General features: G+C 53.5%; 21 protein-coding genes. 1 reads left to right on the forward strand and 20 read right to left on the reverse strand.

Annotated features, from left to right (window positions below):
• Window positions 1–200: 200 nt before the first annotated feature.
• From lipB to leuS, 12 genes are all read right to left on the reverse strand, one after another.
• On the reverse strand, window positions 201–842 hold the full coding sequence (lipB, locus tag ACOTXL_RS07835) for a lipoyl(octanoyl) transferase LipB (protein WP_022650601.1): 642 nt from the start codon (window positions 840–842) through the stop codon (window positions 201–203).
• A 94-nt stretch (window positions 843–936) separates the two neighbouring features.
• A complete protein-coding gene (gene ybeD / locus ACOTXL_RS07840; protein WP_003858718.1) occupies window positions 937–1200 on the reverse strand; it encodes a DUF493 family protein YbeD in 264 nt (87 codons plus the stop codon).
• Between the two features lie 107 nt (window positions 1201–1307).
• Window positions 1308–2519 (reverse strand): D-alanyl-D-alanine carboxypeptidase DacA, encoded by a 1212-nt coding sequence (gene dacA, locus ACOTXL_RS07845; protein WP_003858714.1) that lies wholly within the window; start codon window positions 2517–2519, stop codon window positions 1308–1310.
• 138 nt (window positions 2520–2657) lie between these two features.
• On the reverse strand, window positions 2658–3764 hold the full coding sequence (rlpA, locus tag ACOTXL_RS07850) for an endolytic peptidoglycan transglycosylase RlpA (protein WP_032608855.1): 1107 nt from the start codon (window positions 3762–3764) through the stop codon (window positions 2658–2660).
• Window positions 3765–3780: 16 nt separating this feature from the next.
• A complete protein-coding gene (gene mrdB, locus ACOTXL_RS07855) occupies window positions 3781–4893 on the reverse strand; it encodes a peptidoglycan glycosyltransferase MrdB (RefSeq protein WP_015571139.1) in 1113 nt (370 codons plus the stop codon).
• Between the two features lie 2 nt (window positions 4894–4895).
• Entirely contained in the window at window positions 4896–6797 is a 1902-nt protein-coding gene (mrdA, locus tag ACOTXL_RS07860) for a peptidoglycan DD-transpeptidase MrdA (protein WP_015571138.1), read from the reverse strand.
• 28 nt (window positions 6798–6825) lie between these two features.
• On the reverse strand, window positions 6826–7293 hold the full coding sequence (gene rlmH, locus ACOTXL_RS07865) for a 23S rRNA (pseudouridine(1915)-N(3))-methyltransferase RlmH (RefSeq protein WP_045350557.1): 468 nt from the start codon (window positions 7291–7293) through the stop codon (window positions 6826–6828).
• A gap of 3 nt (window positions 7294–7296) precedes the next feature.
• Window positions 7297–7614, reverse strand: a complete 318-nt coding sequence (rsfS, locus tag ACOTXL_RS07870) for a ribosome silencing factor (RefSeq protein ID WP_003858696.1) — start codon at window positions 7612–7614, stop codon at window positions 7297–7299.
• Window positions 7615–7882: 268 nt separating this feature from the next.
• Window positions 7883–8548 carry a nicotinate-nucleotide adenylyltransferase gene (gene nadD, locus ACOTXL_RS07875; RefSeq protein WP_045350556.1) on the reverse strand — a complete coding sequence of 222 codons (666 nt, stop codon included), beginning with the start codon at window positions 8546–8548 and terminating at the stop codon, window positions 7883–7885.
• Window positions 8541–9572 (reverse strand): DNA polymerase III subunit delta, encoded by a 1032-nt coding sequence (gene holA / locus ACOTXL_RS07880; RefSeq protein ID WP_022650603.1) that lies wholly within the window; start codon window positions 9570–9572, stop codon window positions 8541–8543. Before holA ends, nadD begins: the two co-directional genes overlap by 8 nt.
• Entirely contained in the window at window positions 9572–10141 is a 570-nt protein-coding gene (gene lptE / locus ACOTXL_RS07885) for an LPS assembly lipoprotein LptE (RefSeq protein ID WP_022650604.1), read from the reverse strand. The genes holA and lptE overlap by 1 nt, the downstream gene beginning before the upstream one ends.
• A 14-nt stretch (window positions 10142–10155) precedes the next feature.
• Entirely contained in the window at window positions 10156–12738 is a 2583-nt protein-coding gene (gene leuS, locus ACOTXL_RS07890) for a leucine--tRNA ligase (protein ID WP_045350555.1), read from the reverse strand.
• A 214-nt stretch (window positions 12739–12952) separates the two neighbouring features.
• On the opposite strand from leuS, the gene ACOTXL_RS07895 reads away from it, so the two are divergent.
• Entirely contained in the window at window positions 12953–13435 is a 483-nt protein-coding gene (locus tag ACOTXL_RS07895) for a zinc ribbon-containing protein (protein WP_003858689.1), read from the forward strand.
• A 130-nt stretch (window positions 13436–13565) separates the two neighbouring features.
• On the opposite strand, the gene ACOTXL_RS07900 is transcribed toward ACOTXL_RS07895, so the two are convergent.
• The 8 genes from ACOTXL_RS07900 to lnt form a co-directional block, all read right to left on the reverse strand.
• Complete coding sequence (locus ACOTXL_RS07900; RefSeq protein WP_045350554.1) at window positions 13566–14045, reverse strand: Hcp family type VI secretion system effector; 480 nt, start codon at window positions 14043–14045, stop codon at window positions 13566–13568.
• 547 nt (window positions 14046–14592) lie between these two features.
• Window positions 14593–15066, reverse strand: coding sequence for a hypothetical protein (locus ACOTXL_RS07905; protein ID WP_052426652.1), 474 nt, complete (start codon window positions 15064–15066; stop codon window positions 14593–14595).
• A 218-nt stretch (window positions 15067–15284) separates the two neighbouring features.
• Window positions 15285–16220 (reverse strand): pyrimidine-specific ribonucleoside hydrolase RihA, encoded by a 936-nt coding sequence (rihA, locus tag ACOTXL_RS07910; RefSeq protein ID WP_045350552.1) that lies wholly within the window; start codon window positions 16218–16220, stop codon window positions 15285–15287.
• 119 nt (window positions 16221–16339) lie between these two features.
• Window positions 16340–17065, reverse strand: coding sequence for an amino acid ABC transporter ATP-binding protein (locus ACOTXL_RS07915; protein WP_006809622.1), 726 nt, complete (start codon window positions 17063–17065; stop codon window positions 16340–16342).
• Window positions 17065–17739, reverse strand: coding sequence for a glutamate/aspartate ABC transporter permease GltK (gltK, locus tag ACOTXL_RS07920; RefSeq protein ID WP_003858686.1), 675 nt, complete (start codon window positions 17737–17739; stop codon window positions 17065–17067). The genes ACOTXL_RS07915 and gltK overlap by 1 nt, the downstream gene beginning before the upstream one ends.
• Complete coding sequence (gltJ, locus tag ACOTXL_RS07925; protein ID WP_015571133.1) at window positions 17740–18480, reverse strand: glutamate/aspartate ABC transporter permease GltJ; 741 nt, start codon at window positions 18478–18480, stop codon at window positions 17740–17742. It abuts the gene before it with no gap.
• Window positions 18481–18635: 155 nt separating this feature from the next.
• Window positions 18636–19541 carry an amino acid ABC transporter substrate-binding protein gene (locus ACOTXL_RS07930; protein ID WP_003858681.1) on the reverse strand — a complete coding sequence of 302 codons (906 nt, stop codon included), beginning with the start codon at window positions 19539–19541 and terminating at the stop codon, window positions 18636–18638.
• A 383-nt stretch (window positions 19542–19924) separates the two neighbouring features.
• On the reverse strand, window positions 19925–21463 hold the full coding sequence (gene lnt / locus ACOTXL_RS07935; RefSeq protein WP_023315631.1) for an apolipoprotein N-acyltransferase: 1539 nt from the start codon (window positions 21461–21463) through the stop codon (window positions 19925–19927).
• Between the last annotated feature and the right edge of the window lie 5 nt (window positions 21464–21468).

Consider the following 21468-nt stretch of genomic DNA (forward strand, 5'->3'; position numbering starts at 1 on the left):
TTGTTTATCGAAAACAAGCAGTTGGGTGATTATCACGCACGTTACACGATACCCGGTGATGGTACTATTAAGGTTCTAATTAATATGGGACGCTAATATATGGGCGACTCGAAAATATAGAATATGCGGTTTATTGTAAAGCGTAAATGCGGCAATTAAGCAGTGGCTGGTCAAATAACCGAACCACTGCCGGAAGTGTGTTAAGCAGCAATATATTCGTAGTCAGGATTGTTAAGCAGCGCTAAAAACTTCTTCAAAAGCACGGGGCGGATATTCTCAGGCGTGGCGGTAGCGACCCACTGGCGCATTTGCGTCATTTCCATACCCGCATACCCGCATGGGTTGATGCGCTGGAAAGGGGTCAGATCCATATTGATATTCAGCGCCAGCCCGTGGAACGAGCAGCCTTTACGGATACGCAGCCCCAGCGAACAGATTTTCTTCTCTCCCACGTAGACGCCCGGGGCATCGGCGCGAGGATGAGCGTCGATACCGTACTCAGCGAGCGTGTTCACCACGGTCTGTTCCAGTAAGGTCACGAGCTCACGTACGCCCAGCTTTCTGCGTTTCAGGTTAAGCAGGACATACATTACCTGCTGGCCCGGGCCGTGGTAGGTTACCTGTCCACCGCGATCGCTCTGGATCACCGGGATATCACCCGTCATCAATAAATGTTCGGCTTTTCCTGCCTGGCCCTGAGTAAACACCGGCATGTGTTCAACCAGCCAGATTTCATCAGGGGTGGTGTCATCGCGCATATCGGTAAAGTCATGCATAGCCTGAGAGACTGGCTCGTAAGGCTGTATCCCAAGATGGCGAACAAGAATTTTATCCTGGTACAAAAGGACGTCTCCGAAGACAAGGGAGAATAGGTAACGCGGAGTATATCACAGCGGGGAAGTGGGTTACCCGGCAAACCGGGTAACCGCAGAGGGACTACAGCACCATACGAACAATTTCGATATTGCCGAGCTCTTCGTACAGCGTCTCAACCTGCTCAATGTGTGTCGCAGTGATGGTGATTGAGACCGAGTGGTAATTACCTTTGCTGCTCGGTTTGACTGATGGAGAGTAGTCGCCCGGCGCATGGCGCTGTACCACTTCAACCACCTGATCAACCAGCTCAGGTTTCGCCAGACCCATTACTTTGTAAGTAAAAGGGGTAGGGAATTCAAGCAGTTCGTTAAGTTTGGTTTTCATGTCAGCTCCGGCGTGTGTGTAAAAAATAATAACTCCCGCCACGGGGCGGGAGTTTTACTGATACGTAGTATATGGGGATCAAAATCACACTTTCAAGTGTTCAATTTTTAACCAAACCAGTGATGGAACATCAGCTTAATGTAATCAATGATTTTGCCGAAGAAATTGCCTTCAGGAATCTCCTCCAGCACCACCAGCGGGCGTTGATCGATGGTTTTGCCATCCAGCTGGAAGTTGATAGTACCCACGACCTGATTCTTTTGCAGCGGGGCGTGCAGCTCGGTGGTATTCAGCACATAGCTGGCTTTCAGATCTTTCATACGACCGCGTGGGATAGTCAGATAGAGATCTTTGTCCACGCCCAGGGAAGCGCGGTCGTTATCGCCAAACCAGACAGGTTCAGAGGCAAATTCTTTACCGGCTTTCAGCGGGTTCACGGTTTCGAAGAAGCGGAAGCCCCAGGTCAGCAGTTTTTTGCTTTCCGTTTCGCGTCCTTTAAACGTACGCCCCCCCATCACGGCAGAGATCAGACGCATCTGGCCTTCAGTGGCGGAGGCCACCAGGTTATAGCCAGCTTTGTCGGTGTGGCCGGTTTTGATACCGTCGACGTTCAGGCTGTTGTCCCACAGCAGGCCGTTACGGTTGGTCTGACGAATGCCGTTGAAGGTGAACTCTTTCTCTTTGTAGATAGAGTACTCGTTTGGCACGTCGCGGATCAGCGCCTGACCGATCAGCGCCATGTCACGTGCGGAGCTGTACTGACCCTCGGCGTCCAGGCCGTGAACGGTCTGGAAGTGGCTGTTTTTCAGACCCAGCGCGGAGACGTAGCTGTTCATCAGGCCCACAAACGCGTCCTGGCTGCCCGCGGCAAAATCAGCCATGGCCACGCAGGCGTCGTTACCGGACTGCAAGTTGATGCCACGGATAAGCTGAGAGACCGGAACCTGCATGCCAGGTTTCAGGAACATCAGCGATGAACCTTTGAACACGGGGTTGCCGGTTGCCCACGCATCGTTACCGATAGTCACCAGGTCGGTTTCTTTGAATTTGCCTGCTTTCATAGCCTGGCCGATAACATAGCTGGTCATCATTTTGGTCAGGCTGGCCGGATCGCGGCGGGCATCGGCGTTCTGTTCTGCCAGAACTTTGCCGGAGTTGTAATCAATCAGGATGTAGGATTCCGCGTCGATCTGCGGAACGCCAGGGATCATGGTCTTGATGTTCAGGTCATCCGCGTGAGCTGCGGAGAACGCAGCAGCGCAAAGGGCCGTGGTCAGCGCCATGCGCTGCACAAAACGAGCAGAAAAAGTGGTCTTCATGGTCAGAACTACGACATCCGTGATGGAATTAAAAAAGTGCCTTACTATAGCAAATGCTATACGGGCAGGCATCCGACTTTCATCATGAGAGTGTTAACGTGGTTTACACAAACTGACATTTCGGATACCACCGAATAATTATTTTGCAACAGCGATAAACGACTGGAGCTGCGCCTCGCTCTGCAAACGCTGTTGCAGGGATGCTGCCTGCGATTTGCTGGCAAACGGACCCATCTGGATACGCCATACCGCACCGTTTTGCTCAACGCGGCCTGGCACGCCAAACTGTTTGCTTAAACGCTGCTGATATTGCTCTGCACGGGTCCGATCGCTGACAGCGCCAACCTGAACCACGTAGCTGCCGCTCGCCGTCGCAGGCGCCGCAGTCTGCGTAGCAGCAGGCGCGGTCACCGGGGCGGGTTGTGCAGCGGGTGCAGCAACGACGGGCGCAGGCGCTGGGGCAGGTTCATTTGATTCAATCACGCCCGGCGCTAACGTGGTGGGTGCGCCAAGGAAACCACTGCTTTTCACCGGGGCGCCTGTCGCGTCTTCACTTTGCAGCGTATCGTTGCTGATGGCGCGCACTTCACCCTGCGGCTGCGCGGGCACTGCCGGCGTTGAAGCGCCCCCCATACCACCGCTCAGATCCGGGCGAGCGGGCAGGGCATAGGTCTGTTTCGCGACCGTGGTACAGGCCGTGCCCGGGCCAGACAGCGAACCATCCTGCGCCACGATAATTGGGTCGATACGCACTTTAGTATTGTTTGAGGTGTTCAGACGGTCGGCCGCCGCGCGGGACAGGGAGATCACGCGATCGGTGCCGTAAGGACCGCGATCGTTGATACGCACCACGATCATTCGGCCATTCGCCAGGTTAGTGATGCGTGCATAGCTCGGGACAGGCAGCGTCGGGTGTGCCGCCGTGATCTGCATCGGATCGAAGGTTTCACCCGACGCGGTCAGGTTGCTACCGGGCTCAGCGTCATAGATGGCAGCAAAGCCAGCCTGGCTGAAACGGGAAGGATCCTGAACGATTTTATAGCTTTTACCGTCGCGCTGATAATCCTGATTCACGCTGGCGTTCAGCGGTTCATAAACGGGATCGGCACCGCTAATCTCGACAATCGGGCCATTACAGACCGCAGGCTGCGGCGGCGCGACGGTTGCCTGTTGCTGACCATCATCACTTGTACAGGCGGCAAGTAAACTTGCTGCGATGCAGATCCCCAGCCACTGCTTACGCATTGCGATCCCCTTATTTTTATACGCTTTTGGACAACATTTTCCTGTGGGTATGGATCGACATGACGATACCAAACCCGGCCATCAACACGATCAGTGCCGAGCCCCCGTAACTCACCAGCGGCAGCGGTACGCCGACAACCGGCAGAATCCCACTCACCATACCAATATTTACGAAGACATAAACGAACAAAATCAACATTAATCCGCCTGCCATCACGCGACCAAAGGTGGTTTGGGCGCGTGCGGCAATCCACAAACCTCGCATGATCAGCAGCACGTAGAGTGCAAGCAGAACCAGGATGCCAACCAGCCCTAACTCCTCAGCCAGAACGGCAAAGATAAAGTCGGTGTGGCGTTCCGGTAAAAATTCGAGCTGCGACTGCGTACCGTGCAGCCAGCCTTTGCCGCGCAGGCCGCCGGAGCCAATCGCAATCTTCGACTGAATAATATGATAGCCTGCGCCCAGCGGATCGGTCTCGGGATCGAGCAGCATCATAACGCGCTGACGCTGGTAATCATGCATCAGGAAGAACCAGAGGATAGGGATAAACGCGGCAACCAGCACCACGGCGATACCAATCAGACGCCAGCTCAGGCCGGACAGGAACAGGACGAACAGGCCGGAGAGGGCGATAAGAATCGAGGTGCCGAGGTCCGGCTGTGCGGCCACGAGCAGCGTCGGCAGGAAAATCAGCACCAGCGCAATGGCGGTATTTTTCAACGACGGCGGGCAGACGTCGCGGTTAATAAAGCGCGCCACCATCAGCGGGACGGCGATTTTGGCGATTTCCGACGGCTGGAAGCGGACAATCCCCAGATCCAGCCAGCGCTGTGCCCCCTTCGAGATGGCGCCGAAAGCATCTACTGCCACCAACAAAATGATACAGAAAATATAGAGATAGGGCGCCCAGCCCTCGTACACGCGCGGCGGTATTTGCGCCATCACCACCATAATAACCAGACCCATGGCGATCTGGCCGATTTTACGCTCCATCATGCCGATATCCTGGCCGCTGGCGCTCCAGATAACGAGGGCGCTATAGACCAGCAGAGCCAGCAGAATCAGCAGCATGGCTGGGTCAATGTGGATCTTGTCCCACAGCGATTTTTTATTCGGATTATCCGTCATGATTATTGGTCCTCCGCCGCAGCGGCTGCCGGGTTTTCAGCTGGGAGTTCGGTGTTGTTGTCACCCAGCATGATGTGGTCGAGGATTTGACGCATGATGGTACCCACCGCCGGGCCTGCGCCGCCGTTCTCCAGAATCATCGCCACCGCAACCTGCGGGTTATCATAAGGGGCAAACGCCGTCATGAGCTTGTGGTCACGCAGACGTTCGGCAATTTTATGTGCGTTGTAAGTTTCATTCGCTTTAAGACCGAAGACCTGAGCCGTACCTGATTTCGCGGCTACCTTATACGGTGCGCCAGCGAAATATTTGTGCGCCGTCCCGTTAGGGCGGTTGGCTACACCGTACATGCCGTCTTTCGCGATTTCCCAGTATCCGGAATGAATGTCACCCACCGGCGGCTCGTGCGGCTGTATCCATGGCACTTTTTTGCCGTCTTCAACGGTGCTTTGCAGCAGGTGCGGCACTTTCACGACGCCATCGTTGATGAGGATCATCATCGCCTTGTTCATTTGCAGCGGCGTTGCCGTCCAGTAGCCCTGGCCGATCCCCACCGGAATGGTGTCACCCTGATACCAGGGTTTTTTAAAGCGCTTCAGCTTCCATTCGCGGGTTGGCATGTTGCCGGAACGCTCTTCCGCCAAATCTATACCGGTGTAATGCCCGTAGCCGAACTTGCTCATCCATTCAGACAGACGGTCAATACCCATGTCGTAGGCGACCTGATAGAAGAAGGTATCCGCCGACTCCTCCAGTGATTTGGTCACGTTCAGATGGCCGTGGCCCCATTTTTTCCAGTCGCGGTAGCGTTTCTCAGAGCCAGGCAACTGCCACCAGCCGGGGTCAAACAGACTGGTATTACGGGTGATGACGCCCGCGCTCAGCGCAGACACGGCCACATACGGTTTAACCGTTGAAGCTGGAGGATAAACCCCCTGCGTCGCGCGGTTTACCAGCGGCGTGTTTGGATCGTTGAGCAGGCCGGAGTAATCCTTGCTGGAGATGCCATCCACGAAGAGGTTCGGATCGTAGCTTGGCATCGAAACCATCGCCAGAATGCCGCCGGTACGCGGGTCGGTCACAATAACCGCAGCACGGCTACCCGCCAGCAGCGTCTCGATATACTGCTGTAGCTTCAGGTCGAGCGTCAGATAGACGTCATGCCCCGCCTGCGGGGGCACCTCTTTCAGTTGTCGGATCACACGGCCACGGTTGTTAACTTCAACCTCTTCATACCCGGTCTGACCGTGCAGCACATCTTCGTAATAACGTTCGATCCCCAGCTTGCCAATATCATGGGTTGCGGCGTAGTTAGCCAGCTTGCCATCTTTATCAAGGCGTTCGACGTCTTTATCGTTGATTTTGGAGACGTAACCAATGACGTGCGTCAGCGCGGAGCCGTAAGGATAGTAGCGGCGTTTATAGCCTTTGACTTCCACACCGGGGAAACGGTACTGGTTAACGGCAAAACGGGCGACCTGCACTTCCGTCAGGTTGGTTTTTACCGGAATGGAGGTGAAGCGGTGAGAACGTGCGCGCTCTTTTTTGAACGCAGCGATATCGTCATCAGTCAGGTCGACAACGCTTCTCAGCGCGTTCAGGGTATCCTGCACGTTATCCACTTTCTCGGGCATCATCTCTATCTGGTAGATGGTGCGATTAAGCGCCAGCGGCGTGCCGTTACGATCGTAGATAATGCCGCGGCTGGGCGCGATGGGCACCAGCTTGATACGGTTTTCGTTTGAGCGGGTCTGGTAATCGGTATAGCGGACAATTTGCAGATTATAGAGGTTGGCGATCAGCACGCCGGTAAGCAGCAAAATCCCCGTAAAGGCGACCAGCGCCCGGCGCACAAACAGCGCGGACTCAGCCGTATAGTCGCGAAAAGAATTCTGTAGTTTCATCCGCTGCTTAAATTACCCTGGTCAGTCATTACTCGCGGTGATAAGGGTGGTTGGTAGTGATGCTCCATGCGCGATACAAACTTTCTGCCACGAGAACCCGTACAAGCGGGTGGGGCAGCGTCAGCGCCGAGAGTGACCAACTTTGTTCTGCTGCCGCTTTGCAGGCGGGAGATAACCCCTCTGGTCCGCCAATCAACAGACTGACGTCCCGACCATCCTGCTTCCAGCGCTCCAGTTCGTGCGCCAGCTGCGGCGTATCCCAGGGTTTGCCCGGGATATCGAGGGTCACGATGCGGTTTTTGCCTGCGGCAGCCAGCATCAGCTCTCCCTCTTTATCGAGAATACGTTTGATATCTGCGTTCTTGCCGCGCTTTCCTGCTGGGATCTCCACCAGTTCGAACGGCATATCTTTTGGGAAACGACGCAGATACTCAATAAAACCGGTTTGTACCCAGTCCGGCATTTTGGTGCCGACGGCGACCAGTTGCAACTTCACGCATTAACCCCAGAGTTTTTCCAGCTCATACAGGCGACGACTCTCTTCCTGCATGACGTGGACAATCACATCGCCGAGATCGACAACCACCCAGTCAGCGGTCGCTTCACCTTCAACGCCCAGCGGAAGAAGCCCTGCCGCGCGCGATTCCTGAACAACATGGTCAGCAATCGAAACAACGTGACGAGTTGAGGTGCCGGTGCAGATGATCATGCAGTCGGTGATGCTGGATTTACCCTTAACGTCGATAGCGATGATGTCCTGACCTTTCAGGTCATCAATTTTGTCGATAACAAAATCCTGGAGTGCTTTACCCTGCAAGTTTTCCCCCTGGGTGAATGAGATTGTACAACTATGAATTCGTGGCCAGTCAGTATACCTGAACTGACGCCAGTCGCGGGACAAATGTCACCGCCCGGCTTTTGAAGGCGGGTATCATCCCACCCTCCGCCTGAGATTGCATCGCCATTTTTGTAAAACAATTTCTGTAAAGCAGCGATCGGCGGGAAAGTCTGGCAGCGGAGGATATCAGTATGGCTTAGCCTGTCAAGGCAGGATAATCATTAACGGACAATTTCGCCGGCGATGCTCAGACATCTGTACTTTTCTGATACAGACCGTGCGCATGGATATAGGCCAGCACGGGCGAGGGGAGGAGATCGTCACAGTCTAAACCCTGCTGGAGACGCTCGCGGATGAGGGTCGCGGAAATATCAAACCACGGCGTTTCAGCGAGGTAAATTTTCCCAGCGGGGAGACTGTGCAGGTCTTCTATATTGTCCGTCAGATGTGCGTCAAGCCACTGCTGATGCTGCGCGTCGCGCATGGTCAGCGGGTAGCCCGGACGGCGGCAGACCAGCAGATGACTGTTTTCCAGAATGGTTTCGTACTGGTACCAGCTGGGAAAGTTGAGCAAGGAATCCTGGCCGATGATAAACGCCAGCGGTTTCATGGGCCCCTGCTCAGCGCGCCACTCCCGCAGGGTTTGCGATGTCCAGGAAGGGGTATCCCTGCGCAGTTCACACTCATCCAGCGTGAAGAGAGGCTTATCGGCGATAGCCAGCGCGAGCATCGCTTTACGCTGCTCGCTGGTTGCTTCTGGCTGAGGACGGTGCGGCGGAACATTGTTGGGCATGATGATTACCCGCTGCAACCCAATCAAATTCGCGAGGATTTCTACCGGCTTAAGATGCCCATAGTGCACCGGGTCGAAGGTCCCGCCATACATTGCCTGTAAAGAATGCATATCACCCATCGATAAATACGTCTGCCAGCGCCTTATGGCAGAGCAGCAAAGAGAGACTCTCCAGCTCCGCCCAGACAGACTGACCGTAATCCTGTTTTAACGTCAGTTCGGCGCGCATCAGAAGTTGCACTGCCTGACGCAACTGCTCCTGGCTCAGGCGATTTATCGCCTCCGTGGTCATCGCCCGACGGTTTTGCCAGACGCGATGTTTGTCGAATAAGGCGCGCAGGGGCGTGTGTGCTGACTGGCGTTTAAGGTTGTTCAGCAGCAGTAATTCGCGCTGGAGCGTACGGAGCAGGATGACCGGCTCACTCCCTTCCAGGCGCAGCTGTTGCAGGATGTGCAGTGCACGTTTACTTTTCGCCGACAGCAGCGCATCAACCCAGTGGAAGGGGGTAAAGTGCGCGGCATCATTCACCGCCTGTTCCACGCGCGGCAGCGTCAGCTTGCCATCGGGCCACAGCAGGGCGAGCCTGTCCAGCGCCTGCGCCAGTGCCAGAAGGTTGCCTTCGTAGCAGTAGCACAGGAGCTGACTGGCGGCCTCATCCAGCTGCAAATTGTGCTGCTTTGCTCGCGCGGCAACCCATTTTGGCAGATGCGCCTGCTCTGGAGTCTGGCAGGAGACAAGCACCGCACTGGGGGTTAGCCGGGTAAACCAGGCAGCGTTTTCCTGCGCTTTTGTGAGTTTGTTGCCGCGTACGATAAGCAGCAGATCGCCGTGTAACAAACTCACCAGCATAGCCAGCTGTTCATTGATGGCAGCGTTAGGACCATTCTCAGGCAGCAGGATCTGGATTGTCTGACGAGAGGCAAACAGGCTCATGGCCTGACAAAGCGAGAAGATAGCGTTCCAGTCGGTACTGTTATCGATCTGGAACGTATGATGCTCATCGAAACCCTGCGCGGCTGCCGCATGGCGAACCGCATCAAGGCTTTCCTGTAGTAACAGGGGGTCGTTGCCGAGTAGCAGATAGGCCGCGCGCAGCCCTTCGTTGAGCTGCGCGCGGAGTTGTTCAGGATACAACCTGATCATCAGTTACCCAGAGACGTTGGCATATCCGGCGTGCTGGCATCCGGTGTTTCGATAACGTCAGCGCCTTTTTTCGTCGACGCGGCAATGGCAGGCAGCCTGCGGATCAGCTGTTCCGCGGCCTTATCATACATTTCCTTGATGATAATCTGCTGTTCGGCGTCTTTTGCCAGCGCCGTCTGCGGGTTATCGAAGAACGAGCGGTAGACTTTGGTATTGATAGGGTAAATATCTTTACCTGGCATCAAGACGGCCGCATCAACGGTTAGCACCATCTGATATTCCGCCGTCCGCCCATCCTGGAAGATCGAGGCCGTATCTTGTGACAGCGTTGATTTCAGGACACGGAGCGAAGGAACATCCTGACGTAGGGTTCCCTTCTCGATCAGCTTAACATCGTTCAAACGCAGCTGGTTACGAATGGCCCGGCTCAGCGGTCCGTTCGGATCGGATGAGTCGAAGATCATCGTTTTCATCTGCGCAGGCACTGCCGTGGTGTTGCGCAGGTGCCAGCCGCAGCCAGCGGTGACAAGCACCGCCAGAGATAAGAGTATTGTTGCCAGTTGTCGCACGTTTCCTCCCGCGCTTAGCCAACGACCAGATTCAGCAGTTTACCAGGTACGTAGATCACTTTACGTACGGTAACGCCCTCAAGGTATTTAGCGACCAGATGCTCCTGGCCTGCGCGCTCGCGAACCTGTTCTTCGGTTGCGTCGACCGCGACGGTAATTTTACCGCGCACTTTACCGTTAACCTGCACCACCACCAGCGTGGTGTTTTCCACCATAGCGGATTCATCCGCCACTGGCCACGGCGCATTGTCGATATCGCCTTCGCCTTTCAGTTCCTGCCACAGGGTAAAGCTAACGTGCGGCGTGAACGGGTTCAGCATGCGAACGACCGCCAGCAGCGCTTCACGCATTAACGCGCGATCCTGCTCGCCATCCTGCGGGGCTTTCGCCAGCTTGTTCATCAGTTCCATAATAGCCGCAATTGCGGTATTGAAGGTCTGACGACGACCAATATCATCGGTGACTTTCGCAATAGTTTTATGAACATCACGACGCAGCGCCTGTTGATCTTCAGTCAGTGCAGCTACGTTCAGCGCTGGCGCATCGCCCTGAGAGGTGTGCTCGTAAACCAGTTTCCAGACGCGCTTCAGGAAGCGGTTGGCCCCTTCAACGCCGGATTCCTGCCACTCAAGGGTCATATCTGCCGGGGAGGCGAACATCATGAACAGACGCACGGTATCCGCACCATAACGCTCAACCATCACCTGCGGGTCGATGCCGTTATTTTTAGACTTGGACATCTTGCTCATGCCGGTATAAACCAGTTCATGACCTTCAGCGTCTTTCGCCTTCACGATACGGCCTTTCTCGTCGCGCTCGACAATCGCATCAACCGGAGAAACCCAGTTACGCTCGTCGTTCGCGCCAACGTAGTAGAACGCATCTGCCAGCACCATACCCTGACACAGCAGCTGTTTTGCCGGCTCGTCGGAGTTGACCAGGCCTGCGTCACGCATCAGTTTGTGGAAGAAGCGGAAGTAGAGCAGGTGCATGATGGCGTGTTCAATGCCACCGATGTAAATGTCTACCGGCAGCCAGTAGTTTGCTGCATCAGAATCCAGCATGCCTTCTTTGTACTGCGGGCAGGTGTAGCGCGCATAGTACCAGGAGGATTCCATAAAGGTGTCAAAGGTGTCGGTTTCACGCAGCGCTGGCTGACCGTTGACGGTGGTTTTCGCCCACTCAGGATCGGCTTTGATCGGGCTGGTGATGCCGTCCATGACCACGTCTTCCGGCAGGATCACCGGCAGCTGATCTTCTGGCGTTGGCATCACGGTACCATCTTCCAGCGTCACCATTGGGATTGGCGCACCCCAGTAACGCTGACGGGAAACGCCCCAGTCGCGCAGACGGTAGTTCACTTTACGCTCGCCCACGCCCAGGGAGGCCAGCTTGTCGGCGATGGCGTTGAAGCCCTCTTCAAAGCTCAGGCCGCTGAACTCACCGGAGTTAAACAGGGTGCCTTTTTCAGTCAGCGCTTGCTCAGAGAGATCGGGTTCAGAGCCGTCAGCAGCAAGAATAACAGGCTTGATGGTCAGGCCGTATTTGGTGGCAAATTCGTAGTCGCGCTGGTCGTGACCCGGCACGGCCATCACGGCGCCTGTGCCGTATTCCATCAGTACGAAGTTGGCGGCCCAGACAGGGATCGCTTCGCCCGTCAGCGGGTGGATCGCTTTGAAGCCGGTATCAACGCCTTTTTTCTCCATCGTCGCCATGTCGGCTTCGGCCACTTTCGTGTTGCGGCATTCGTCGATAAAGGTCGCCAGTTCTGGATTGTTTTCTGCCGCTTTCTGCGCCAGCGGGTGACCTGCGGCCACGGCCAGGTAGGTCGCGCCCATGAAGGTGTCCGGGCGGGTGGTGTAGACGGTCAGGGTCTGATCGTAGTTCTCAACGTTGAAGGTAATTTCCACACCTTCGGAACGGCCGATCCAGTTGCGCTGCATGGTCTTAACGGTATCTGGCCAGTGGTCCAGATTGTCCAGATCGTTCAGCAGTTCGTCAGCGTAGGCGGTGATTTTGATAAACCACTGCGGGATCTCTTTACGCTCTACTTTGGTGTCGCAGCGCCAGCAGCAGCCATCGATAACCTGTTCGTTCGCGAGAACGGTCTGGTCATTTGGGCACCAGTTAACGGCAGAGGTCTTCTTGTACACCAGGCCTTTTTTATACAGCTCGGTGAAGAACTTCTGCTCCCAGCGGTAGTATTCCGGGGTACAGGTTGCCAGCTCGCGGCTCCAGTCATAGCCGAAGCCCAGCATTTTCAGCTGGTTTTTCATGTACGCGATGTTGTCGTACGTCCACGGAGCCGGTGCCGTGTTGTTTTTCACCGCCGCGCCTTCAGCAGGCAGGCCGAACGCATCCCAGCCGATAGGCTGAAGAACGTTTTTGCCCAGCATGCGCTGGTAGCGTGCAATCACGTCACCGATGGTGTAGTTACGCACGTGGCCCATGTGTAGTCGACCAGAAGGATAGGGAAGCATCGACAGGCAGTAATACTTCTCTTTGCTCTCGTCTTCGGTTACTTCAAAGGTGCGCTTCTCGTCCCAGTGTTGCTGGACTTTTGATTCTATCTCTTCCGGGCGGTATTGCTCTTGCATGGCAGCCAGTGGTCCTGTGTTCAATACAGCTACAAATGTAGCCAATGGATGTGGTAATTCAGATCCGCATAGCATAGCCCAAACGCCCGCGTCAAAACAGCCTTTCACGCAAATGCACTTTGCAGGAATTTACCGGGTCTGTGCTTCACCTGACAAAGCGGCGACGAAATAAGGTCTATTATTAGAGACAGTTACTTACCCGGGAGGCAAAATGATGAACAAGGTTGCTCAATTTTACCGTGAACTGGTAGCGACTCTGACGGAACGGCTGCGTAACGGCGAGCGTGATATCGACGCGCTGGTCGAACAGGCACGCGCACGCGTGACGCAAACGGGTGAGTTAACGCGAACCGAAGTGGAAGAGGTAACGCGCGCCGTGCGCCGCGACCTGGAGGAGTTCGCGCGAAGCTATGAAGAGAGCCAGGACGAGATCGCCGACAGTGTTTTTATGCGGGTAATTAAAGAGAGCCTGTGGCAGGAGCTGGCGGATATTACCGATAAAACTCAGCTGGAGTGGCGCGAGGTGTTCCAGGATTTAAACCACCACGGTGTCTATCACAGCGGCGAAGTAGTGGGGCTGGGGAACCTGGTGTGTGAGAAGTGCCACCACCATATCGCCGTTTATACGCCGGAGGTGTTGTCGCTGTGTCCGAAGTGCGGGCACGACCAGTTCCAGCGTCGGCCGTTTGAGCCGTAGGTAAAAGCAAAACTGTTTGCACCCTCTCCCTGTGGGAGAGGGTCGGGGTGAGGGCATCAGGCCGCAGAATAATAAGCCAGCCGCTCCGCCAGTAAATATCCAAACGTTTCCCGAAAGATTTCCACCCTCTTTAGGCTGTGACCCTTTCATTCCACGAGTCTTTGTACATTATGTTTCCTTCAGTGTACTTCCGTTCTATAGACTCATAGCGAATTTCAACTTCTTCCATATGCTTACTTGCAATACCTACTGGAAATAGAACGGGGGAGATTTGAGTTATCTTTACATTTTCCAGCTTTATATTGAAATATTCCAGTTCTATTCCTGCATCATTAATTTTATACATTTTTATTAAAGCTTCTTTCAGTATTCTTCCTTCGCATACGGCTCTGAATAGATAGGGTGTGAGCCGGTCTATCTCTTTTTTAAATCTAATCGGTACATGAAGACGTGTTCCAGTCAGTTTCCCTGTATTATGGTCTGTAGGAATCCATACCGAATGATTAAAGGACTTAAGCTCAGTGGAACCCAATCGTGATGGCATTAAACACTCTCCTATCAAAGGTGAGCCATTGTCATCGATGAGCCAAATATGTGCCGGGATAGTCATTTCATTCTTTTCCGTTGTAAAAAAATATTAGTGAAAATGTCAGTGTTACTATCAAGGCGATAATTCCAAATGCAATTTTGTTATTATCGACAAAAATAGAAACCAAAATGGAGATTATGGCTATAAGGAAAATTATTGCACAGCCTATAATATTGTTGATGCAATCATCTTTGATACTATTATAAAAACGCCTGATACATCTTCTTAATAGATTATTCATCAAATTAAGCATTTTCACATCATTCTCTTAAGTGCTCTGACAATTTCTTCATCAGATGCTGTGCTAATATTTAGATAGCAAGACTTCATGATCATGGGTTCGATCAAGAAATACATCATTTCTAACCCCTCTCTATATAAGGCGTTATAAAATATTGGGCAGAAATTTTTTAGATTATCTGCGCTATCAGCAGCACGTTGTACAATCCCATAAATATTCAGTCCTCCTATGACCCACCCAACTCTGCTTCCTATTTTTTCATTAATGCATTCTGAACAGATAAATTCATTTTGTTTCCGTAGCATATATATGATGTTATAAAGTAAATCAAACCATTTTTGAAATGTATTTAATGGGATAGTTTTTGGCGAATGGCGTTAAGTTTTCAAGGATTGTTTTCTTTTCTACATCGCTTTTATTTTTTAAGAGGGTTTCTATATATATATTCAACATTCGAAATATAACATTTCTATGTTTGACTAGTTCATATAGAGCGCAAATAAATCTGACATCTTCAGAACCAAGTTTTTTACAAACATCTTGATAATTTTCTGTAAGACAGTATGTATAATAAAGTAAGCGTGTTGTGGCATCGCCAAGACCATTTACATAATATTGTACACCTTCTTTAACGCCTATTAACGCTTTATCTAACCGCACAGCTAGCTCTTTGTCAGTTCCAGGTTGCTTAATAATTTCTTCGCTGTAATACATAACGTGCTCCCTTGCTATGTTCATTCGATCATCGAACATGTCCTTGCCAAGCAAAGTGATGTTTATCTCACTTTTGAAAGTATCCATAAAAGAATTCATTGTTTTTATTTGAGGAGTGAATCAGTAGCAAGTAATAATAATTGTGACAAATGGGTGGGGCTAATGGTTTAGCTATTATCAAATAAAAGCGTTCTGTTTTTTCTTGCTTGTTTTATTTAATGAAGTTTTTAGTATGAGGGAGGCATGATAAGGGCATTAGGCAGCAGAACCGCCTAAAATGCCCAATAATGTACTGTTTTTTCGGACTACATATAATAAGCCAGCCGCTCCGCCAGCAAATCCACAAACGCTTCCCGATCGATATCCACCATCACCGTGGTATTCGGCTTGTTTCCCGTTAGCGAGTAATAGTCCACCACCGTCATTCCCTGGGTATATTTCCCCTGTGTTTCCACACCAACCCAACGCTCGACCGTGGTAAACATTTCCGGCTTCAGTAGCCAGGCGATGGTGCATGGGTCATGCAGCGGGGCGCCGTGGAAGCCCCACTTCTCGGCTTTGTGATACTCCATAAAGAAATCGAGCAGCTCTGCCACGGTCGTTGCAACCGGGTTACCCACAGTACGAAATCGTTCGATGTCCTGCACCATAATTTGTGCGCGGTGGGTAACGTCCAGCCCCGCCATCACAATCGGCAGGCCCGACTGGAAGACGATTTCCGCGGCTTCCGGGTCAACGAAGATGTTGAACTCTGCTGCTGGCGTCCAGTTCCCCAGCCCCATTGCCCCGCCCATGATGACGATACGGGCGATGTTGCTGTGCAGTTCAGGATGGCTGTTCAGCAGCAGCGCAACGTTGGTCTGCGGGCCGGTCGCCACCAGCGTCACGGGCTCTGCGCTCTCACGCAGCACCTTCGCCATGAGCTCGACGGCAGTGCAGTTTTGCGGTGCGAAATCCGGCTCCGGCAGCGCCGGACCATCCAGCCCACTTTCACCGTGAACGTTATCCGCAATGATCAGCTCGCGCATCAGCGGCTTAACGGCACCACCTGCGACAGGAATATCGGTGCGTTTCAGCAGCGTCAACATGCGCAACACGTTTCGCAAGGTTTTATCCGGCGTCTGGTTTCCGGCGGAGGAGGTGACAGCTTTTACGTCCAGTTCAGGGGAAGCAAGAGCAAGGACGAGTGCGATCGCGTCATCATGACCCGGATCGCAGTCGAGAATAATTGGCTGTGCCATAGCGTTCTCCATTCTCAGCATTATTTGTGACAAGGTTAACGCTGCGATGTGACGCCGAATAGAAAAAGAGATCTAAAGCGTGAAGCAGTGCGCAATCCGCAGATTGCGCACTAAAAAGATTAATGCAGGATTTTGGCGAGGAAGTCTTTTGCACGTTCAGATTTAGGATTTGCGAAGAACTCTTCTTTTGGTGAGTCTTCAACAATTTTCCCTTCGTCCATGAAGATCACGCGGTTGGCCACTTTACGGGCGAAGCCCATTTCGTGCGTCACCACCATCATGGTCATCCCTTCGTGCGCCAGCTCCACCATGACGTCCAGCACTTCGTTGATCATCTCAGGATCGAGCGCGGACGTCGGCTCATCAAACAGCATAGCCACCGGATCCATGCACAGCGCACGCGCGATTGCCACACGCTGCTGTTGGCCGCCCGAAAGCTGCGCCGGGAACTTATCCGCATGTGCAGACAGCCCGACGCGTTCCAGCAACTTCAGCCCCTTTTCGCGCGCCGCTTTTTTGTCGCGCTTCAGCACTTTCACCTGCGCCAGCGTCAGGTTCTCAATGATGGAGAGGTGAGGGAACAGCTCAAAATGCTGGAACACCATCCCTACGTGGGAGCGAAGCTGGGCAAGGTTGGTTTTGCGGTCATTCACTTTGGTGCCGTTAACGACAATCTCGCCCTGCTGGACAGGTTCCAGCCCATTAACGGTTTTGATAAGCGTGGACTTACCGGAACCGGACGGGCCGCAGACCACCACCACATCGCCTTTTTTCACTTCTGTTGAGCAGTCGGTCAGCACCTGAAAGTGCCCATACCATTTAGAAACATTTTTCAGGGAAATCATTATACCGTCCTTTTCTTCAGCCAGCTGACCAACAGCGATGCGCTTAAACTAATCACAAAATAGACCCCGCCCGCGAAGAGGATCATCTCAACCTGCGTTCCGTCACGTTCGCCAATGGTGGAGGCGGTACGGAAGAAGTCTGCCAGGCTCAGCACGTAGACCAGGGAGGTATCCTGGAACAGGACGATGCCCTGCGTCAGCAGCAGCGGAACCATAGCGCGAAACGCCTGCGGCAGAATAATGAGCTTCATAGACTGCCAGTGCGTCATACCGAGCGCCAGCGCAGCGCTGGACTGCCCGCGCGAGATACTCTGAATACCGGCGCGGATGATCTCTGAGTAGTAGGCGGCTTCAAACATGGAAAACGCCACCATGGCAGAGATCAGGCGGATATCGGTCTTTGGCGACAGTCCCAGTACGTTCTGTAAAAAGCCGGGAACAATCAGATAAAACCACAGCAGCACCATGACCAGTGGAATGGAGCGGAACACGTTAACGTAAGCCGTGGCAAACCAGGCGAGCGGCTTAAAGCTCGACAGGCGCATCACAGCCAGCAGGGTGCCCCAGACAATACCGACGATAATGGCGATAACGGTGATCTTTAAGGTGATTGCCAGTCCATCCAGCAGATAGGGCATGGAGGGAACAATGGAACTCCAGTCAAAATCGTACATTTATTTGCCCCCCAGATTGCCCGGCAGGCGTACTTTGCGTTCAACCAGGTTCATCACCAGCATGATGAATGCGTTAATCAGAACATAGGCGAGCGTGATCGCCGTGAAGGATTCCCATGCGTGAGCGGAATAATCCAGCAGTTTGCCCGCCTGCGCCGCCATATCTACCAGACCAATGGTTGAGGCGATAGCCGAGTTTTTTACCAGGTTCATCATCTCGGACGTCATCGGCGGAACGATGACGCGGTAAGCGTTCGGCAGCAGTACGTAACGGTAGGCCTGAGGCAGAGTCAGGCCCATCGCCAGTGCCGCATTCTTTTGCCCGCGCGGCAGTGACTGTATGGCGGCACGTACCTGCTCGCAGACGCGCGCAGCGGTGAACAGCCCCAGACACAGCATAGAGGAGACAAAAAATTGTACGTTAGGATCCAGCTCGGCCTTAAACCACATGCCGAGATCTTCCGGCAGCAGTTCCGGGATCACCAGATACCAGGTAAAGAACTGCACGATCAGCGGAACGTTACGGAACAGTTCCACATAGAGCGTGCCAATTGAAGAGAGAAAACGGTTAGGGACGGTACGCAGAATACCGAACAGCGAACCGACAAGAAACGCGATAATCCACGCCGTTATCGATAACGCAACGGTAACCTGAAAGCCGCTCCACAGCCAGCCGAGATAGGTGGTGTTGCCGAACGGGGCTTGTTGCAGAAAGATGCCCCAGTTCCAGTCAATTGACATAGTAAACTCCAGAAAAAAAAGGGTAGCAGCGCTACCCTCGAAGATTGGTGAGAAGCTCAATTTTTGCGCTGAGTGGGGAACGACCACTCAACGTATAGTCTGTCCATGCTTCCCGACAATCGAGAGGGCAGGAGATCCCGCCCCTGTCGTTCTAATTAGTTAAGAGCTTTGTCGTTTGGTGATTTGAACAGCGCTTTCATGTCGTCAGACAGTTCAAAGTTCATGTTCAGGTTTTTTGGTGGAATTGGGTTCTTGAACCATTTGTCGAACCATTTTGCCGCTTCGCCGGAGGTTTGCGCCTGAGCGATGGTGTCATCGATCAGTTTCTTGAAGTCCTCGTCACCTTTACGCAGCATACAGCCGTAGGCTTCTTTCGACTGGGCGGTACCGACGATTTCCCAGTTGTCTGGTTTCTTAGCCTTGGCGCGCTCGCCTGCCAGCAGAGCGTCATCCATCATAAACGCGACGGCACGGCCGCTTTCCAGGGTACGGAAGGAGTCGCCATGGTCTTTCGCGCTGATGATGCGCATGTCCATTTTCTTTTCGTCGTTCAGCTTGTGCAGCAGCACTTCGGACGTGGTACCGGAGGTCACGACAACCGCTTTGCCTTTCAGGTCAGCAAAATCTTTGATGTCGCCGCCTTTCTTTGTCAGCAGGCGGGTGCCCACAACGAAGATGGTGTCCGAGAAAGCGGCCTGTTTCTGACGCTCAAGGTTGTTGGTGGTTGAGCCACATTCAAAATCAAATGTGCCGTTTTGCAGCAGAGGAATACGGTTCTGTGAAGTGATGGGGATCAGCTTCACTTGCAGGTCAGGTTTGTTCAGCTTTTTCTTCACGGCTTCAACGATGGCGTTGGAGTAATCCTGTGAATAGCCCACGACTTTTTGCGTGTTGTCGTAGTAAGAGAACGGGACAGAAGATTCACGGTGGCCGACCACGATCACGCCGTTTTTGGCAATCTTGTCGAGAGTGCTTCCTGCTGCCGGAGCGTCTTCAGCGTGGACAACCCCCGCAGACATTCCCATAACCAGCATTGCTGTGGCCAGTTTACGTAATTGCATACCCAACTCCTTTCTTATCAGCGCCAGTGACGCATAGATACCCATTGTGATGTTGTTATATCTCGCGCAATGCGAGTGCAGTGTTATGCAAGCTTGTTAACATTTAGTCTGGCTTAATGTAAAGATTTTGCTGCGTTATTGTTTATTTTTGCGAAGCGCGCCGCACCATTCAGAGGCAATAATCCCTCGTTGCACCATTTCGGTGCTACCGATGATCTACGCTGGTGCGACAAGGTTGCACGTTAAGCCAGACAGCGTTGATGTAATTAAACAAAGCAACAGGCGTGCCAGAATTGAAGTTTGGGAGGAAATTGTCGGGTGGCGCCGGCGCCGGAGAGCAGGCCGGGTAAGGCGTAGCCGCCACCCGGCAACAGAAGGTAAGGTTATTTACGACGCTGACGCAGGCTCATCAGCACTGCGCCAAAGCCGAACAGCACGGTCAAAATCCACAGCGGCCAGTTCCCGGTGCGCGCGTAAGGGGTGAGCCCGGTAGTTGGCGTGACGTTAGTAGTCAGCACCTCACGGGTAAATTGCGGGATCATGGCCTGGATTTCACCCTGCGGACCAATCACGGCGGTAATGCCGTTATTGGTGCTGCGCAGCAACGGACGCGCCAGCTCCAGAGAACGCATTCGCGCCATCTGGAAGTGCTGCCACGGACCAATCGATTTACCGAACCACGCATCGTTTGAGATGGTCAGCAGATAGTCGGTGTCCGGGCGGAAATTATCGCGCACCTGCTCGCCGAGGATAATCTCGTAGCAAATGGCGGCCGTCAGGGCAAAACCGTGCGCATGCAGCTGCGGCTGAACGTAAGGGCCCCGGCTGAATGAGGACATCGGCAAATCAAAGAACGGTGCCAGTGGGCGCAGAATAGACTCCAGCGGAACAAATTCGCCAAACGGTACAAGGTGGTTTTTGTTGTAACGATTGGTGGAGGTATAGCTGTATTCGCTGCCCTTACCGAGCGTAATGATCGTGTTGTACGTGTCATAGCGGTTCTGCTGATTGAGACGCGCATCCACAATTCCGGTGATCAGCGTACTGCCGCGTGCGCGCAGCAGATCGTCCATCATCTTCAGGAAGGGCTGCTGATTGATCTCCAGGTCTGGGATCGCAGACTCAGGCCAGATGATGAGCTGCGATTTGCCCATCACCTTTTCAGTGGCGTTGGCGTAGATTTTCAGCGTGTTCAGCAGCTGATTCTCATCCCATTTCAGGGACTGCGGGATATCGCCCTGGACCAGAGAAACCTGCGTGGCGCGCGCGGGCTCCAGCGTAAACCACTGGATATAACGCAGCGGGAAGGGCAGGGCAAACAGGATTAACGCGGCAACCAGCGGCTTCCAGTTACGTGTCACCAGGGCCAGCACCAGCAGGCCGCTGACGATCATCAACAGGAAGTTGATGGCTTCCACGCCCATGACCGGGGCCAGGCCTTTCAGCGGGCCGTCTACCTGGCTATAGCCGAACTGCAACCACGGGAAGCCGGTCAGTACCCAGCCGCGCAGAAATTCGGTGATTTGCCAGACAACGGGTGCCGCTATCGCCACGCGCAGCCAGGTCGTTTTTGGCCACAGGCGAGACAGGATGCCCGCGAACAGGCCAGTGTAGAGCGAAAGATAGGCGGCGAGCAGCACAACCAGGAAGACGTTAACCGGCCCCGGCATTCCGCCAAATTGCGCGATACTGACGTAGACCCAGTTGATACCAGAGCCAAACAGTCCCAGCCCCCAGAAGTAGCCGATGGCCGCGGCCTGTACCGGACGACGGTTCAGGGTAAGCCCCTGTAGCCCCATCAGGGAGAGAATAGCGGCTGGCCAGATATCGTAAGGAGAAAAAGCCAGCGTACCGCTGGCTCCGAGTAACAGCGCCAGCAGCAAACGGACGCGCTGGCGTTCAAAGAGTGGGGCAAATGCCATTTACA

This window comes from Enterobacter cloacae complex sp. IR5402 (assembly GCF_049238125.1).
GTDB lineage: Bacteria > Pseudomonadota > Gammaproteobacteria > Enterobacterales > Enterobacteriaceae > Enterobacter > Enterobacter hormaechei_C.

Excerpts from the sequence above, each read along its gene's own strand:
- gltK (WP_003858686.1), bottom strand. The coding sequence starts at position 17,739 with ATGTACGATTTTGACTGGAGTTCCATTGTTCCCTCCATGCCCTATCTG.
- nadD (WP_045350556.1), bottom strand. The coding sequence starts at position 8,548 with ATGGGTGATATGCATTCTTTACAGGCAATGTATGGCGGGACCTTCGAC.
- lnt (WP_023315631.1), bottom strand. The coding sequence starts at position 21,463 with ATGGCATTTGCCCCACTCTTTGAACGCCAGCGCGTCCGTTTGCTGCTG.
- mrdB (WP_015571139.1), bottom strand. The coding sequence starts at position 4,893 with ATGACGGATAATCCGAATAAAAAATCGCTGTGGGACAAGATCCACATT.
- ybeD (WP_003858718.1), bottom strand. The coding sequence starts at position 1,200 with ATGAAAACCAAACTTAACGAACTGCTTGAATTCCCTACCCCTTTTACT.
- mrdA (WP_015571138.1), bottom strand. The coding sequence starts at position 6,797 with ATGAAACTACAGAATTCTTTTCGCGACTATACGGCTGAGTCCGCGCTG.
- rlpA (WP_032608855.1), bottom strand. The coding sequence starts at position 3,764 with ATGCGTAAGCAGTGGCTGGGGATCTGCATCGCAGCAAGTTTACTTGCC.
- ACOTXL_RS07905 (WP_052426652.1), bottom strand. The coding sequence starts at position 15,066 with ATGGATACTTTCAAAAGTGAGATAAACATCACTTTGCTTGGCAAGGAC.
- rihA (WP_045350552.1), bottom strand. The coding sequence starts at position 16,220 with ATGGCACAGCCAATTATTCTCGACTGCGATCCGGGTCATGATGACGCG.
- ACOTXL_RS07900 (WP_045350554.1), bottom strand. The coding sequence starts at position 14,045 with ATGACTATCCCGGCACATATTTGGCTCATCGATGACAATGGCTCACCT.
- ACOTXL_RS07915 (WP_006809622.1), bottom strand. The coding sequence starts at position 17,065 with ATGATTTCCCTGAAAAATGTTTCTAAATGGTATGGGCACTTTCAGGTG.
- ACOTXL_RS07930 (WP_003858681.1), bottom strand. The coding sequence starts at position 19,541 with ATGCAATTACGTAAACTGGCCACAGCAATGCTGGTTATGGGAATGTCT.
- holA (WP_022650603.1), bottom strand. The coding sequence starts at position 9,572 with ATGATCAGGTTGTATCCTGAACAACTCCGCGCGCAGCTCAACGAAGGG.
- ACOTXL_RS07895 (WP_003858689.1), top strand. The coding sequence starts at position 12,953 with ATGAACAAGGTTGCTCAATTTTACCGTGAACTGGTAGCGACTCTGACG.
- leuS (WP_045350555.1), bottom strand. The coding sequence starts at position 12,738 with ATGCAAGAGCAATACCGCCCGGAAGAGATAGAATCAAAAGTCCAGCAA.
- dacA (WP_003858714.1), bottom strand. The coding sequence starts at position 2,519 with ATGAAGACCACTTTTTCTGCTCGTTTTGTGCAGCGCATGGCGCTGACC.
- gltJ (WP_015571133.1), bottom strand. The coding sequence starts at position 18,480 with ATGTCAATTGACTGGAACTGGGGCATCTTTCTGCAACAAGCCCCGTTC.